General features: G+C 27.2%; 19 protein-coding genes. 8 read left to right on the top strand and 11 right to left on the bottom strand.

The annotated features are described in order from the left end of the window. Positions 1–3: 3 nt before the first annotated feature. From NX779_RS04185 to NX779_RS04140, 10 genes are read right to left on the bottom strand one after another with little or no spacing between them, the layout of a single operon-like run. Complete coding sequence (locus NX779_RS04185) at positions 4–216, bottom strand: hypothetical protein (protein WP_259430132.1); 213 nt, start codon at positions 214–216, stop codon at positions 4–6. A gap of 8 nt (positions 217–224) precedes the next feature. Further along, positions 225–881, bottom strand: a complete 657-nt coding sequence (locus tag NX779_RS04180; protein ID WP_259430134.1) for a hypothetical protein — start codon at positions 879–881, stop codon at positions 225–227. An 8-nt stretch (positions 882–889) separates the two neighbouring features. Continuing rightward, a complete protein-coding gene (locus tag NX779_RS04175) occupies positions 890–1,102 on the bottom strand; it encodes a hypothetical protein (protein ID WP_259430133.1) in 213 nt (70 codons plus the stop codon). An 8-nt stretch (positions 1,103–1,110) separates the two neighbouring features. Beyond that, complete coding sequence (locus tag NX779_RS04170; RefSeq protein ID WP_259430132.1) at positions 1,111–1,323, bottom strand: hypothetical protein; 213 nt, start codon at positions 1,321–1,323, stop codon at positions 1,111–1,113. 8 nt (positions 1,324–1,331) lie between these two features. Continuing rightward, positions 1,332–1,544 (bottom strand): hypothetical protein, encoded by a 213-nt coding sequence (locus NX779_RS04165; protein WP_259430133.1) that lies wholly within the window; start codon positions 1,542–1,544, stop codon positions 1,332–1,334. An 8-nt stretch (positions 1,545–1,552) separates the two neighbouring features. After that, positions 1,553–1,765 carry a hypothetical protein gene (locus NX779_RS04160; protein WP_259430133.1) on the bottom strand — a complete coding sequence of 71 codons (213 nt, stop codon included), beginning with the start codon at positions 1,763–1,765 and terminating at the stop codon, positions 1,553–1,555. Between the two features lie 8 nt (positions 1,766–1,773). Continuing rightward, positions 1,774–1,986, bottom strand: a complete 213-nt coding sequence (locus NX779_RS04155; protein ID WP_259430132.1) for a hypothetical protein — start codon at positions 1,984–1,986, stop codon at positions 1,774–1,776. Between the two features lie 8 nt (positions 1,987–1,994). Then, positions 1,995–2,207, bottom strand: coding sequence for a hypothetical protein (locus NX779_RS04150; RefSeq protein WP_259430133.1), 213 nt, complete (start codon positions 2,205–2,207; stop codon positions 1,995–1,997). A gap of 8 nt (positions 2,208–2,215) precedes the next feature. Beyond that, complete coding sequence (locus NX779_RS04145; RefSeq protein WP_259430132.1) at positions 2,216–2,428, bottom strand: hypothetical protein; 213 nt, start codon at positions 2,426–2,428, stop codon at positions 2,216–2,218. Between the two features lie 8 nt (positions 2,429–2,436). Beyond that, a complete protein-coding gene (locus NX779_RS04140) occupies positions 2,437–3,519 on the bottom strand; it encodes a hypothetical protein (protein ID WP_259430131.1) in 1,083 nt (360 codons plus the stop codon). Positions 3,520–3,636: 117 nt separating this feature from the next. Between NX779_RS04140 and NX779_RS04135 the strand changes: the two genes are divergently transcribed. The 7 genes from NX779_RS04135 (at position 3,637) to NX779_RS04105 (ending at position 13,441) form a co-directional block, all read left to right on the top strand. Beyond that, the gene (locus NX779_RS04135) at positions 3,637–7,137 is read left to right on the top strand and encodes a BspA family leucine-rich repeat surface protein (protein WP_259430130.1); all 3,501 of its coding nucleotides are present in this window, start codon (positions 3,637–3,639) and stop codon (positions 7,135–7,137) included. A 224-nt stretch (positions 7,138–7,361) separates the two neighbouring features. Beyond that, the gene (locus tag NX779_RS04130; RefSeq protein ID WP_445738810.1) at positions 7,362–9,446 is read left to right on the top strand and encodes a PTS transporter subunit EIIC; all 2,085 of its coding nucleotides are present in this window, start codon (positions 7,362–7,364) and stop codon (positions 9,444–9,446) included. 111 nt (positions 9,447–9,557) lie between these two features. Continuing rightward, positions 9,558–10,682 (top strand): serine hydrolase domain-containing protein, encoded by a 1,125-nt coding sequence (locus tag NX779_RS04125; RefSeq protein ID WP_259430129.1) that lies wholly within the window; start codon positions 9,558–9,560, stop codon positions 10,680–10,682. A gap of 25 nt (positions 10,683–10,707) precedes the next feature. Further along, complete coding sequence (locus NX779_RS04120) at positions 10,708–11,700, top strand: hypothetical protein (RefSeq protein WP_259430128.1); 993 nt, start codon at positions 10,708–10,710, stop codon at positions 11,698–11,700. Positions 11,701–11,760: 60 nt separating this feature from the next. Beyond that, positions 11,761–12,414, top strand: coding sequence for a phosphorylase family protein (locus NX779_RS04115; RefSeq protein ID WP_259430127.1), 654 nt, complete (start codon positions 11,761–11,763; stop codon positions 12,412–12,414). Between the two features lie 110 nt (positions 12,415–12,524). Continuing rightward, positions 12,525–13,094 carry a protein adenylyltransferase Fic gene (fic, locus tag NX779_RS04110; protein ID WP_259430126.1) on the top strand — a complete coding sequence of 190 codons (570 nt, stop codon included), beginning with the start codon at positions 12,525–12,527 and terminating at the stop codon, positions 13,092–13,094. A gap of 110 nt (positions 13,095–13,204) precedes the next feature. Beyond that, a complete protein-coding gene (locus NX779_RS04105) occupies positions 13,205–13,441 on the top strand; it encodes a type II toxin-antitoxin system RelB/DinJ family antitoxin (RefSeq protein ID WP_259430125.1) in 237 nt (78 codons plus the stop codon). Between the two features lie 108 nt (positions 13,442–13,549). On the opposite strand, the gene NX779_RS04100 is transcribed toward NX779_RS04105, so the two are convergent. After that, positions 13,550–14,863: a thymidine phosphorylase gene (locus tag NX779_RS04100; protein ID WP_259430124.1), complete on the bottom strand. Its 1,314-nt coding sequence runs from the start codon at positions 14,861–14,863 to the stop codon at positions 13,550–13,552. A gap of 257 nt (positions 14,864–15,120) precedes the next feature. Here NX779_RS04100 and NX779_RS04095 point away from each other — a divergent pair, with 257 nt between their 5' ends. After that, the gene (locus tag NX779_RS04095) at positions 15,121–16,803 is read left to right on the top strand and encodes a phospho-sugar mutase (protein WP_259430123.1); all 1,683 of its coding nucleotides are present in this window, start codon (positions 15,121–15,123) and stop codon (positions 16,801–16,803) included. Position 16,804: the final 1 nt, after the last annotated feature.

The following is a 16,804-nucleotide window of genomic DNA, read 5'->3' as shown; positions in this document are numbered from 1 at the left end:
CGTTTATTGCAAAAACCCTAGTCTAAGTTCATTAACTAAAGATAATTTCGAACTTGTTGGTGATGCAACAACTAATTCAGTAACTGTTAAAGTTAAAAATAGTGATGATTTTAAAGGTCAAATTACAATTAACTTTAAACTTAAAACTGCAATTAACACTCAAGCAACTAACACTAATGTTGGATCATTTGATGAATATAATTTCGATCAAATCATTGAAGCATTTATTGCAAAAACCCTAGTCTAAGTTCATTAACTAAAGATAATTTCGAACTTGTTGGTGATGCAACAACTAATTCAGTAACTGTTAAAGTTAAAAATAGCGATGATTTTAAAGGTCAAATTACAATTAACTTTAAACTTAAAACTGCAATTGACACTCAAGCAACTAACACTAATGTTGGATCATTTGATGAGTACAATTTCGATCAAATCATTGAAGCATTTATTGCAAACAATTCCGCACTAAGTTCATTAACTAAAGATAATTTCGAACTTGTTGGTGATGCAACAACTAATTCAGTAACTGTTAAAGTTAAAAATAGCGATGATTTTAAAGGTCAAATTACAATTAACTTTAAACTTAAAACTGCAATTGACACTCAAGCAACTAACACTAATGTTGGATCATTTGATGAGTACAATTTCGATCAAATCATTGAAGCATTTATTGCAAACAATTCCGCACTAAGTTCATTAACTAAAGATAATTTCGAACTTGTTGGTGATGCAACAACTAATTCAGTAACTGTTAAAGTTAAAAATAGTGATGATTTTAAAGGTCAAATTACAATTAACTTTAAACTTAAAACTGCAATTAACACTCAAGCAACTAACACTAATGTTGGATCATTTGATGAATATAATTTCGATCAAATCATTGAAGCATTTATTGCAAAAACCCTAGTCTAAGTTCATTAACTAAAGATAATTTCGAACTTGTTGGTGATGCAACAACTAATTCAGTAACTGTTAAAGTTAAAAATAGCGATGATTTTAAAGGTCAAATTACAATTAACTTTAAACTTAAAACTGCAATTGACACTCAAGCAACTAACACTAATGTTGGATCATTTGATGAGTACAATTTCGATCAAATCATTGAAGCATTTATTGCAAAAACCCTAGTCTAAGTTCATTAACTAAAGATAATTTCGAACTTGTTGGTGATGCAACAACTAATTCAGTAACTGTTAAAGTTAAAAATAGTGATGATTTTAAAGGTCAAATTACAATTAACTTTAAACTTAAAACTGCAATTAACACTCAAGCAACTAACACTAATGTTGGATCATTTGATGAATATAATTTCGATCAAATCATTGAAGCATTTATTGCAAAAACCCTAGTCTAAGTTCATTAACTAAAGATAATTTCGAACTTGTTGGTGATGCAACAACTAATTCAGTAACTGTTAAAGTTAAAAATAGCGATGATTTTAAAGGTCAAATTACAATTAACTTTAAACTTAAAACTGCAATTGACACTCAAGCAACTAACACTAATGTTGGATCATTTGATGAGTACAATTTCGATCAAATCATTGAAGCATTTATTGCAAAAACCCTAGTCTAAGTTCATTAACTAAAGATAATTTCGAACTTGTTGGTGATGCAACAACTAATTCAGTAACTGTTAAAGTTAAAAATAGCGATGATTTTAAAGGTCAAATTACAATTAACTTTAAACTTAAAACTGCAATTGACACTCAAGCAACTAACACTAATGTTGGATCATTTGATGAGTACAATTTCGATCAAATCATTGAAGCATTTATTGCAAAAACCCTAGTCTAAGTTCATTAACTAAAGATAATTTCGAACTTGTTGGTGATGCAACAACTAATTCAGTAACTGTTAAAGTTAAAAATAGTGATGATTTTAAAGGTCAAATTACAATTAACTTTAAACTTAAAACTGCAATTAACACTCAAGCAACTAACACTAATGTTGGATCATTTGATGAATATAATTTCGATCAAATCATTGAAGCATTTATTGCAAAAACCCTAGTCTAAGTTCATTAACTAAAGATAATTTCGAACTTGTTGGTGATGCAACAACTAATTCAGTAACTGTTAAAGTTAAAAATAGCGATGATTTTAAAGGTCAAATTACAATTAACTTTAAACTTAAAACTGCAATTGACACTCAAGCAACTAACACTAATGTTGGATCATTTGATGAGTACAATTTCGATCAAATCATTGAAGCATTTATTGCAAAAACCCTAGTCTAAGTTCATTAACTAAAGATAATTTCGAACTTGTTGGTGATGCAACAACTAATTCAGTAACTGTTAAAGTTAAAAATAGTGATGATTTTAAAGGTCAAATTACAATTAACTTTAAACTTAAAACTGCAATTAACACTCAAGCAACTAACACTAATGTTGGATCATTTGATGAATATAATTTCGATCAAATCATTGAAGCATTTATTGCAAAAACCCTAGTCTAAGTTCATTAACTAAAGATAATTTCGAACTTGTTGGTGATGCAACAACTAATTCAGTAACTGTTAAAGTTAAAAATAGCGATGATTTTAAAGGTCAAATTACAATTAACTTTAAACTTAAAACTGCAATTGACACTCAAGCAACTAACACTAATGTTGGATCATTTGATGAGTACAATTTCGATCAAATCATTGAAGCATTTATTGCAAACAATTCCGCACTAAGTTCATTAACTAAAGATAATTTTGAACTTGTTGGTGATGCAACAACTAATTCAGTAACTGTTAAAGTTAAAAATAGCGATGATTTTAAAGGTCAAATTACAATTAACTTTAAACTTAAAACTGCAATTGACACTCAAGCAACTAACACTAATGTTGGATCATTTGATGAGTATAATTTCGATCAAATCATTGAAGCATTTATTGCAAACAATTCCGCACTAAGTTCATTAACTAAAGATAATTTTGAACTTGTTGGTGATGCAACAACTAATTCAGTAACTGTTAAAGTTAAAAATAGCGATGATTTTAAAGGTCAAATTACAATTAACTTTAAACTTAAAACTGCAATTGACACTCAAGCAACTAACACTAATGTTGGATCATTTGATGAGTACAATTTCGATCAAATCATTGAAGCATTTATTGCAAACAATTCCGCACTAAGTTCATTAACTAAAGATAATTTCGAACTTGTTGGTGATGCAACAACTAATTCAGTAACTGTTAAAGTTAAAAATAGCGATGATTTTAAAGGTCAAATTACAATTAACTTTAAACTTAAAACTGCAATTGACACTCAAGCAACTAACACTAATGTTGGATCATTTGATGAATATAATTTCGATCAAATCATTGAAGCATTTATTGCAAACAATTCCGCACTAAGTTCATTAACTAAAGATAATTTTGAACTTGTTGGTGATGCAACAACTAATTCAGTAACTGTTAAAGTTAAAAATAGTGATGATTTTAAAGGTCAAATTACAATTAACTTTAAACTTAAAACTCAAGATGAAACTAATAACAAAGAACCACAAAAACTAAACAACAAAAACATTATAATCGGTGCATCAGCTGCTGTTGGTGGTGTTGGTCTACTTGCAGCGATTGTGGCATTTTTCAGAAGACGTAAAAGAAAATAACTAATATAATAAAAATATGAAAGGATGAAAGTATGAATAGTTTATTAACATTATTAAAAGCTGTAATGTCCTTATCTAGTGCTAAAAGTCACAATCACACAGAACATAACGAAAACTTAATAACACTTACAAATAAAAGTGAAACAGACACAAGTGAAAATATTAATAATGATATTCCTGAAGAACAAGAACATGAATTCGATCCTGCAAACCCAAATAAAGTTATTAAAATAGGATGAGTTAAAGCGGCTCCTAATATAGTTGGAAGTAAAATTAGACCTTTCCCACCGCATGTTAATGAAGTTCCAGAAGAACTACCAAGTCATATCACAAGCTTAACTCTTGCGTTTAATAATAATGTAAACTCTACTATAAAAGGAATTGATAAATGAGATACTTCAAGAGTATTTAGTTTTAATGGTGTATTCAATGAAGCAAAAAAATTCAACCAAGATCTAAATTGAGACACTTCAAACGGAGAATACTTTATGTCAATGTTTCAAGAAGCAGAAAGTTTCAATAGTAGTTTAGGAGATAAATTTGATACTTCAAAAGGTAAATATTTCTTTGGAATGTTTCAAGGAGCAAAAAAATTCAACCAACCTCTTGGAGATAAATTCGATACAAGAAATGCCGAAAATCTTAAAATGATGTTTAGAATAGCACACAATTTCAACCAACCTCTTGGAGATAAATTTGTTATTAACGAAGGTGTTAATGTAGAACAAATCTTTGAAGATGCACGTAGTTTTAACCAAGACTTGTCTTATCTTAATGTTAATGAAGACTTATTAAGAGGTATAACTAATCTTGCAAGTTCGTGAGATTCATCTAATAAACCCATTTCTGAAAGTGATACAAAATCTACTCAAATTCAAACTAAAGTTAAAGAAATTTGAAATAATGAATTTAAAGATAAATTAAGTATTGAAAAAGGAAAAACAATTAAAAAATCTGAAATTTTAGAACAAATTAAAGAAGCTATAAAAACGCATGCAAGCGATCTAGAAATAACAGATATTAAATTATTTGATGATCAAAAAGATAAAGAAATCACAAGAGATATTGAAAATAAATTAAATCAAATAATAAAAATTAAAATCAACAACAGAATCGGTGTTTTATTAGAAGTTGGTTATACTATACAAGAAACTATTTATATTGATAGTAATGGTCAAGAACATCGAAGTGCAGAAAAAGATTTATCTAATATACAAGCTAAAGAAATTAAACAAATCGGATACTATCATGATGGTACACATGTAAGAGCTGTCAGAATGCCAAAAACAGTTACAAAAGTTACTACTAAATTACCTCAAGAAATAACTTCGATATCTAACATGTTTCAAGATTGAGGAAAAAGAGAACTTACATCAATTGAAGGTATTGAAAATTGAAATACAACTAACGTTGTAGAAATGAACGAAGTGTTTAAAGGTTCATTCATTTGAAAACAAGACTTGAAATGAAATACTAAAAACGTAACTTCAATGAAATCAACGTTTGAACACTCATGATTTGATGGTGATATATCAAGTTGAAATGTTAGAAAAGTCACTGACATGAGTAAAATGTTTCATAGAGCAGACTGGTTTAATAATAACTCAATTTCATCATGACAAATTGACAGTTTAAAAGATATGTCTAATATGTTTAATGGTGCTATAAGATTTAACCAAGATATAAGTCATTGAGATATTAAAAATGAAAGACTTACAAATGTTGAAAACATCGATATTAATACACCAGCTTGAGAAGATAAAAACAAACCCTTCCCTAGAAATATTCAGTTAAAAGATATTTCAGACATTATAAAAGAAGAAGATAGAAACGTTGGAAACTTTAATGTTTCTGACAATGAAGAATTAAAAACAAAAATTTTAGAAGTTCTAAAACAAAAATATCCTAAATTAGATTTCAATAGTTTAGTATTAGAAATTAAGTCAAATACTCAAGCTACTTTAAAATCTGTTGATGGTGAAAATAAAAGATATAAAAATGAAATTACTATCAATTATTTAGCTAAATATAACATTTCAAGTTTAGGATTAAACTCTGATGCTGGTGCATTTAATTCAAATGACTCTCAAGCAATTATTGATGAGTTTATTAAAAATAATACAGATAAACTTGATGGATTAACTAAAGATAATTTTGAAGTTGTTGGTGATGTAACAAACAACTCATTAACTTTAAAAGTTAGAGATGATCACCAAAAATATCACGGTTCAATTCAACTTAACTTTACAGTTAAACAAAACATTTCAAGTTTAGGATTAAACATTAATGCTGGTGCATTTAATTCAGATGAACAAGAAGCGATTATCGAAAAATTCATTAAAGATAATAAACAAAAACTTGACGAGATAGGTTTAACAAGAAATAGTTTTACAGTTTTAAGTAACGAAAACAACGTTTTAACAATTAAAGTAAATGATGATAATGCTACTTTATTTGGTCAAGTTGCAATTAACTATTCAGTTAAAACTAACATCTCAACATTAGATTTAAATCCAAATGCAGGTGCATTTAATTCAAACGAACCAAATGCAATTATTGAAAAATTCATCAAAGATAACGAACAACTATTAACTGGATTCAATAAAGATACTTTTGAAGTTGTAACTAATGAAAACAACGTTTTAACAATTAAAGTGAAAGATGACAACATTAATTGATTTGGTCAAGTTGCAATTAATTATTCAATTAAAGATAATATCTCTACTCTAAATTTAAATCCTAATACTGGAGTATTTAACTCAAATGACTCTCAAGCAATTATTGATGCATTTATTAGAAATAATGCTGGTAAACTTGATGGATTAACTAAAAATGATTTTGAAGTTGTTGGTGATGTAACAAACAACTCATTAACTTTAAAAGTTAAAGATGATCACCAAAAATACCAAGGTTCAATTACACTTAGATATTCAATTAGAAGAGATATCTCAACTTTAGAATTAGATAAAAATGTTGGTGCGTTTAACTCAAACGAACCAAATGCAATTATTGAAAAATTTATTAGAGATAATGCTGATAAATTAAAAGATTTCAATAAAGATACTTTTGAAGTTGTAACTAATGAAAACAACGTTTTAACAATTAAAGTGAAAGATGACAACATTAATTGATTTGGTCAAGTTGCAATTAATTATTCAGTTAAAACAAACGTCTCAACATTAGATTTAAATCCTAATGTCAAAGTATCTAATTCTAATGACACAGATAAAATTATTGATGCATTCATCACAAATAACATTGATAAACTTGACGGTTTAAGTAAAGATGATTTTGTAATAGAAAGTAAAAATGAAAACTCAATCACTTTAAAAGTAAAAGATGATCACGAAAAATACCAAGGTTCAATTACACTTAACTTTACTGTTCAAACAAACCAAGATGAAACTAATAATAAAGAACCAGAAAAAGAAAACAATAAAACAGTTATCATAGCTTCATCAGCTGGTGCTGTTGGTGGTGTTGGTATACTTGGAGCAATTGTAGGATTCTTAAGAAGACGTAAAAGAAAATAATTAATAATTAATGGATGTAAAAACATCCATTTTTTATATTGAAAATATATACTTTATTCAAAATAATTATTTCATTAATAAGGTTATTAAAATTGTAAAACAAGATCTTATTTTATATAATAAACTTGGATTGTTTTTAAGGATTAACCATTACATGTTTCTACAAAACAAATTAAATATGTAATAAAAAAACTTAACACATTATATAGAAAGGAAATATTAAAATGCAAAATCAAACGCAAAAACCAATGCAAGGTTTTTTAGATAAATTAAAAAACTTTGGTGCAAATATTATGCCTACTTTATCAAAATTAAGTAAAGCATTCTTGTTACCAATTGCATTGTTACCAATTGCCGGTGTGTTTTTAGGTGTTGGAGCTACAATTACCGCTAACGTTGATAAAGCTTCAGGATTCTGATATGTTGGTAATGTTATGAAAACAATGGGTGATGTTTGTTTTGGTAACTTACCAGTATTCTTCTGTATTTCAGTTGCTTTAGCATATACTAAAGATTCTGGTATCGCTGCACTTACTGCTATTGTTGGATTCTTAGTTTTCAATGGAATTCAATCAGCTTTAATTCACGATGTTAATGTTACAGTAGATAAAAAAGAAATCACACGTATTCACTTATTATGATATTATGGTGATTGATCAGTTCCTGCAAAACTAATTACAGATAACTTAGGAATTAGATCATTAAACACTGGAGTTCTTGCTGGTATTTTCGTTGGAGCTATTGCTGCAAAAGTTTACAACAAATTCCACGCTATTCAATTACCATCAGCAATTAGTTTCTTTAGTGGTACTAAATTTGTACCTATTGTAACTTTCGCTGCCGTTCTGCCTTTATCATTATTATTTGCAATGGCATGACCAGTTATTGGTATTGGATTCTCATGAGTAGGAGAAAATTCAGGAAGCTTACCTTATGGTACAGATTCATTAATGTTTGAAATTGTTGAACGTTCATTAGTTCCATTTGGATTACACCATGTGTTCTATGCACCATTATGATGAACTAGTGCTGGAGGTTCTATTGCTGGAGCCTTAGACACTGTTAAAGGTGCTGGAGCAGAAACTCAAAAAGCTTTTGCAGACGCATACAACAAAATCCATGGAACAGGACTAGATTTCAATGGAATTTATACACTTATTCAATCAAATCCTGATTTATTTGGTGCACAAGGTGACCAATTCATGGCTCAACAAATCTTAGTTCACTCTAAAATATTTAACTTTACTGACGCAGAAAATTTAGGATTAAACGTTGGTAGATTCCAATCAGGTAAATTTGGATTCATGTTATTAGGATTACCTGCTGCAGCGTTAGCTATGTGACTAGCTGCACCAAAAGAAAATAGACAACAAGTATTTGGTATCTACTTCTCAGCTGCTTTAACTTGTTTCTTAACAGGTATTACTGAACCAATCGAATATACATTCTTATTCGTTGCTCCATGATTATTCTATGGTGTTCACATGCCATTAGCATCAATCGCTTTCTGAGCAACAGGAGCACTACAAACTCACGTTACTCAAACAGTTAGTGGTGGATTTATCGATTACATCGTCTTTGCGGTAATTCCATTCTTTGGACAAAAAGCAATGACAGCTAAATCAGCATTCGCTGTATTAGGAGTGGCTGCTGCATTAGCACCAGTTTACTTCTTCTCATTCTACTTCTTAATCAAGATCTTTAACGTTAAAACACCTGGTCGTGATTTAATGGTTGGAGAAGCTAGATTATTTACAAAAGCTGATTTCAAAGCTTCTAAAGGATTAAATGTTGATGGATCAAAAATGGAATCATCAGACGATAAAGAAGAAGCTAGATTAGCTAAAGCTGCTGCTATTATTGAATATCTTGGAGGAGAAGAAAACATTGTTGATGTTGACTCATGTGCTTCAAGATTACGTTTAACAGTTGTTGATTCATCTAAAGCAGATGTTGATGGAATCAAATCTTTAGGAGGATCAACTGGAGCTTTAGTTAAAGGAAACAACATCCAAGTTGTTTATGGTGGAGAACAAGAAGCTATTAAACCAAGAATGATTAAAATTCTTGCTGAACAAAGAGAAGCTAAGAAAGCAAACATGAATGTAGAAAATAAAGTTGAAGCAAAAGTTGAAGAAAACAAAGAAGTAAAAAAAGCACCTGCTAAAAAAGCCTCAACAGCTAAAAAAGCACCTGCTAAAAAAGCTGCTTCAAAATCTTCAACAGCTAAAAAAGCACCTGCTAAAAAAGCACCTGCTAAAAAAGCACCTTCTAAAAAATCTACATCATCAAAAACAACAAAAGAATAATAATTAACATCTAACTAAATAGTTAGATGTTTTTAATTTCATAAATTTAGTAATTAAAGTTTTAATATTAGTGTTGTAAAATTTTATAGAAAAACATTGTGGGGTAATATTATGCAATTTAACAACGTTGAACAAGTTATAACTTCTTTTATGGATAGAAAATTATTTAAAGGTGCTGTTATAAGAATTTGTAAAAATAAAGAAATGATTTATTCAAAATCATTTGGATATAATGATCAGAACAATACGATTTCATTAAATGGAAATGAAATTTTTAGAGCATATTCAATGACAAAACCATTAACTGCTTTTGCTGTTTTGTTATTAGTAGACAAAGGATTAATTAATTTAAATGATGATATTTCTAAATACATACCTTCATTTAAAAATAAAAATATTACTGTTTGAAACTTATTAACAATGACAAGCGGAATTACATATAGTGGTAACAAATCTAATACTCAAATTCAAATTAAAAGCATTTTAGATCAGTGAATGAAAGAGAAAAAAGATCTAGAGTGATTATGTGATCAACTTTCTCAAGTTGAACTATTATTTGAACCTGGTAAAGGTTGATATTATGGATTAAGTTTAGATATCGCTTCAAGAATAATAGAAGTTGTTACAAATAAGACATACAGAGATTTTATTAAAGAAGAAATTTTTAATAAATTTGAAATGTTTGATTCTGATTTTTATTTATTCGACACAAAAAGAGAAGCTAATGTTTTTAAATGAACTTTTGCTAACGATAAACCTAATTTACAACTAGTTAAAGATTTTAACTTTTTAATTCAAGATATTTATCAACTACCAATTTGTCCTATGGCTGGAGCTGGATTATTTACAACAGCTGATGACTATAGTAAGTTTTTAAACGTTTTAATTGATGGTAAATTTAAAGATCGACAAGTTATATCACACTCATTATTAAAAGAAATGAGATCAGATCAATTATCAAAAAATAATTTAAAGCAATTTTTCAAATGAAATTTAAATGCAGATTATAGTTATGGATTTGGAGTAAGAGTTAGAATAAAAAATGAACTTTATCCTTTAACTGAAGTTGGTGAATTTGGTTGAGATGGATTATTAGGATCATCAGGTTTAGTTGATAGTAAAAACAACATTACCTCAACAATTATGTTATCAAGTTATCCAGGACATAACTCAACAGTAGAAACTGAGTTTTTTGATGCATTATATAAAGATTTAAGAAATAATAATTTAGCTTAATTTTAAATTTATAAAAGGAGATTTTATGTTTTATTATGATCAAAATTCAGTTTTAATTGAAATAAGAAAAAAAGATAATTTATATATAATTGGAGATCAAGAATTCGATCAAATTCCTATGTATGTTTTAAATAGTATGTACACTTCAGCTAATTGAAATAGAGCATTGAAATATTTCAGTAAAGAAGTTGGAGATATTATAGGTTATTATATGTTGAAATTAGATATCTATTTAGATTTTGAAAACAAAGATTTAATTTTATTAACTAAACAAATGTTTTTTAGAAAAATAATCAATCAAAATAGATTTAAAAATGAATTTTTCCAAAAAGTTTTAGATCATAAACATAGACATAGATTAATAACAGATAAACATAAAATAATAGATGATAAATTTATTGATAAATATAGTCCAAATAATTATAGTGATATATTAAGAATCCCTTCTATTAATAGATTTATAGTTAATGAAAATATTGATTTAGATAAATATAGATTTAAAGATTTAATTATTATTTCAGATAAATTTGATTTTAAGATCACTAATAAAAACCAAAGAATTTATTATATAAATAAAAATGATTTATCTAATTATAATGAGTTTGAAAATGCTACATTTATAGATTTAATAAATTATAAAGTTTATGTGAATGCTGTTTTAAATTGAAAAAATAAAATAGTTTTAGAAATTGAATATGATGATTTAAATAATATTGATTTAGTTAAAACTGATATTATAAATATTTTTAAAAACAATTTTGATACTAATTTAAACTGACATTTATATAATTTAACTTTTGATAATAAATATTTAGTTGAAGGTATTTTAAAAGTATTTGAAAATAATGATTTTATTAAATCAATTGAGATTTTAGATAATAGTTTTAAAGAATTAAAGTTAAATTATTTTGCAATTATTTTTAAAGATGATAATTTAATTAATTTAATAAGAAACTATATTAAAACTGATCAAGACCTAAATAAGTTCAATGAGATTTTTACAAGATATAACTATTAAAATTTTGATAAAATTATATAAGATAGAACAATTATGAAAACTATCGTATAGGAGTAAAAAATGCATATTAATAAAAAAGCTGATATTGCACAAACAGTTCTAATCGCTGGAGATCCAAGAAGAACTAAATGAGCGGCAGAAAACTTATTAACAGATTACAAATTAGTAAGTGAAGTAAGAAACGCTTTTGTTTATACTGGAATGTATAAAGGACACAAAGTTTCATTTGCAACTTCAGGTATGGGTCAACCATCAATTGCGATTTATGCTACTGAACTATTTAATGATCATAATGTTCAAAAAATTGTTAGAGTAGGAACTTGTGGAACATATAATAACGATATTAAAGTTGGAACAGTTGTTGAAGCTGCTAAAGCATATTCTGAAGTAAATATTTTTGAACCATCAAAAACAGGATGACAAGTTGAAAAACCAAGCTTAAATTTAGGTGCAGGTGTACCTGTATCAGTTCACTGTGCTGATGTATTCTACAGAATTGCAGATTTAGATCCAAAAGAACAAGGACTAGATGTTGTTGATATGGAAAGTTATGCACTATTCTATTTAGCAAATCATTATAATAGACAAGCATCAACAATCTTAACAGTTACTGATAATTTATATGATCATTCTAATGACATGACTGCTGATCAAAGAGAATTAGCAACATTAGAAATGTACAAAAACGTTTTAAACAAATTATTTAATGAATAAAATAATCAAAACAACCTAAGGTTGTTTTTTTGATGCAAAATAATTATTTTTTTCTAATACTTATATGTGGATCGATAGAATTTCTAAAGATATTGTAAAAGGAGTAAATAATGAAATCAAATTTAATTGAAGAAGAACACGAAATAAAACTTTCTGTAAAACGATGTTTAGAATTATGAGATAAAGATATTCTTAATACTTTTGAAGTAGGAACTTGAAAAGGACTACAACAAATTCATAAATACATTTTTCAAGATGTATTTGATTTTGCTGGAGAAATTAGAAAAGTTAATATAGCAAAAAATGATTTTATGTTTGCTTCAGCAATGTTTTTAGAACAAAGCTTGAAATCAATTGATAAAATGCCAGAAAATACTTTTGATGAAATTATAGACAAATATATTGAAATGAATATAGCTCATCCTTTTAGAGAAGGAAATGGACGTTGTACTAGAATTTGATTAGATTTAATGTTAAAAAGAAAACTAAAACTAGTGATTAATTGAGAATTTATTGATAAAGATAGTTATTTTAAAGCAATAATTAGATCAAGTGTTGATGATTCAGATATAAAACAATTATTTAGAAAACATTTAACAGATAAAATTGATGATAGAGAAGTTTTTATTTCAGGAATTAAAAAGTCATATGAATATGAAGGATTTGATATTAAAATTTAAAATTATTATAAATGTATATACAAATTGAATACATTTACATATAAAAAACATTTAATTGTAGATTTTTTGTAAACAATGTTATCATGTTATAATGAAAAAAAGGTGATAATATGAAGACAACGAATTTAAATATAAGAATTGATAAGGAAACTAAAGAAAAAGCAGAAGCTATATTTCATGAACTAGGAATAACTACTTCATCAGCTATAAATATGTTTTTAAAAGCAACAATTAGAAAAAACACACTACCATTTAGTATAGAGTTAGATACACCAAACATTAATGGCCATAAAAGAAGCTGAAGAACTTTTGAAAGATCCCAGCACAAAATCCCACTCAAGTCTTAAAGAATTTTTAGAATCATTAGAAAAATAACGTTTTAAAAACTTGATCCTATAAAACAAAATAAAACCCCATATCCGTTCACGGTTTATGGGGTTAATTATTTTTAATTTTTATTTAACATCATCAGAAATAATTTTAATAACTACATCTTCAACTGGTTGAGTTTCAACTATTTCAAAAGTTGATTCAGCTAATTTAATTCATTCGTTATTAGTTTCTTTATTTGTAAATAATGTCATAACAACTTCATCTTCTTTAACTTTTTCACCGAAGCTTTTATCTAAATAAATTCCAGCAGCATGATCTATATTTTCTTCTTTTGTAACACGACCTGCACCTAATTGCATTGATAATAATCCTAAATTTTCAGCATCAGTAAATTTAATGTAACCTGATTTTCTAGCTTTAATTTGAATAACATTTGAACATTTGAATACTTCATCATAGTTTTCTAAAACAGATCAGTCTCCGTGTTGAGCCACAACAAAATCTTTTAAGTAATGTGCAGCTTCTCCTGATTGTAATTTTTTATAAACATCAGCTTTAGCATCATCTAAGTTATCAAATATTTTAGCTTGTAATAAAGTAATTGCTACAGCAGTTACAACTAATTCGTTGAAATCTTCTGGTCCTTTTCCGTTAAGTGTATCTCAAGCTTCTTTTACTTCAATAGCATTTCCAATTGCTTTTCCTAAAGGTTTATTCATATCAGTTATCATAACTGCAATTTTTCTGTTGTACTGTTTTCCAACTTCGATCATTCTTTTTGAAAGATCTAAAGCATCATCAACAGTTTTCATAAATGCACCATTTCCAACTTTAACATCTAAAACTAATCCATCATTTTCAATAATTAGTTTTTTACTCATAATTGAAGCTGTAATTAAAGGCATTGAGTCAACTGTTCCTGTCACATCACGTAATGCATAAATCTTTTTATCAGCAGGAACAACGTTTTTAGATTGAGAAATAATACTCATTCCAACTTTATTTACATTATCAACAAACTCATCATTACTTAGTTCACTTGTTCAACCAGGAAATGATTCTAATTTATCGATAGTTCCACCAGTTTTACCTAATCCTCTTCCAGATAATTTACATACTTTAATTCCGTAACTAGCAACTAATGGACTAAATACTAAACTAGTTTTATCTCCAACTCCACCAGTTGAATGTTTATCAACTTTAAAACCTTCAATTTTTCTAACATCATAAACATCACCAGATTCAACATAACTTTTAACTAAATTTGTTGTTTCTTTATCTGTCATATCAGTAAAGTAAGTAGCCATACAAAATGACGCCATTTGATAATCTGTAATAACTCCTTTTACATAACCATCAACTACTCATCTAATTTCTTGTTCTGTTAGTTCAATGTTTTGTTTTTTCTTTTCAATAATATTTGCAAATGTAAGCATAATAAAATTCCTATCTTTCTTGTAGATTAATTAATTTAATTATACTTTTTAGATATAACATATTCAATTTTTGCATATAATAAAGATTCTTATACTATTCATTTATTTAAAAATTATTTTTAATTGAAACATTTTTTACTTTTTTCTAATACTATATTGAGCAGATGATTAAAAATTAAATTGAATATCACATTCATTTCTTAAAATGCAATTAATTATAAAATGATACAATATATATTGATAAAGGAGTTGAACTTATGAGCTTTGATAAAACAAATAAAACTTATTTAGAATGAATTAACAACAAAAATTTAGATTCAGAATTAAAAGAATTATTAGCTAATGCAAGTGATGAAGAATTACAAGCTGCATTTAATTTAGAACTAGAATTTGGAACAGCGGGAATTAGAGGTATTCTAGGAGCAGGTCCTGGACGTTTTAATGTTTATACAATTAAAAAAGTTACCATTTCTTATGCAAAGATGCTTATATCAAAATACAAAGATAGACTAAACGATGGAGTTGTAATTGGTCATGACAACAGACACAACTCAGCTAAGTTTGCTCAATTAGTAGCTGATATTTTAACAAGTTTCAATATTAAAGCATACCTATTTAAAGATAATGCTATGAAACCTACTCCAGTTGTTTCTTTTGCAACTAAGACATTAAATTGTATTGGTGGAGTTGTTATTACAGCTTCTCACAACCCAAGTCAATATAACGGTTATAAAATCTATGATCCATATGGTTGTCAATTAATGCCAGAAGACACTGATTTTATTGCAAGTGAAATGGATAAAATTGAAGATATTTTAAATTGAGAATTTAGCCCAAACACAAGTTTATTAGAAACTGTTGATCAAAAAGTTATTGATAAATACTTTGATATGATTAGAAACTTAGAGTTCTATAAAAATGAACAAGAATCAAAATCAAAAGTAAAAATTATATTTTCAGCAGTAAATGGAACAGGAACTGAATTTACTCCAAAAGTATTAAGAGAATCAGGTTATGAAGTAATTGAAGTAGCTGAACATGCATTTGAAGATGAAACATTTAAAAATGTTGTTAACCCAAACCCAGAATTTGATCCAGCATGAAAAATACCTTTAGAATATGCGGTTAAACATGATGCTGATATTGTTATTATGAATGATCCGGATGCAGATAGATTTGGAATGGCTATTAAACACAATGGTGAATTTATTAGATTAAATGGTAATGAAACTGGACCTATTTTAATTGATTGAAAACTATCTAATTTAAAACGTTTAAATAAATTACCAAAAAACCCTGCACTATATTCAAGTTTTGTAACTTCAGATCTAGGAGATAGAATCGCTTGTGAAGGTTATGGATCAACTATTGTTAAAACATTAACTGGATTTAAATGAATGGGAGATCAAATTGCTAAAGAACCAATTACTGGATTAAACTTCGTATTTGCTTATGAAGAAAGTTTTGGTTATGTTTTAGATGATTCAACAAGAGATAAAGATGGTATTCAAGCTTCAATTATGATTGCTGAAGCATGTTGATTCTACAAACAACAAAATATGACTTTAATTGATTATTTAAATTCTTTATATGATACATATGGATACTACTTTACTGATACTGTTAACTTAAACTTTAAACCAGAAGAAAAAGACTTAAAAATTAAACCTTTAATGAAAGCTTTAAGAGAAAAAGGTATTAGTGAAATTGCTGGACTAAAAGTTATTAAATCAGAAGATTACATTAACGGTTTATACAACATGCCAGGTCAAGATCTATTAAAATTCTACTTAGAAGATAAATCATGATTTGCTGTAAGACCAAGTGGAACAGAACCTAAATTAAAAATTTATTTCATAGGTGTAGATAAATCAATTGATTCAGCTAAACAAAAAGTTCAAGCAATATATAATGAACTAAAACAAATGCTAAACATATAGG

Source organism: Mycoplasma cottewii (assembly GCF_024918975.1).
Lineage (GTDB): Bacteria > Bacillota_I > Bacilli_A > Mycoplasmatales > Mycoplasmataceae > Mycoplasma > Mycoplasma cottewii.
This window is presented reverse-complemented; position numbering and strand designations above follow the sequence as displayed.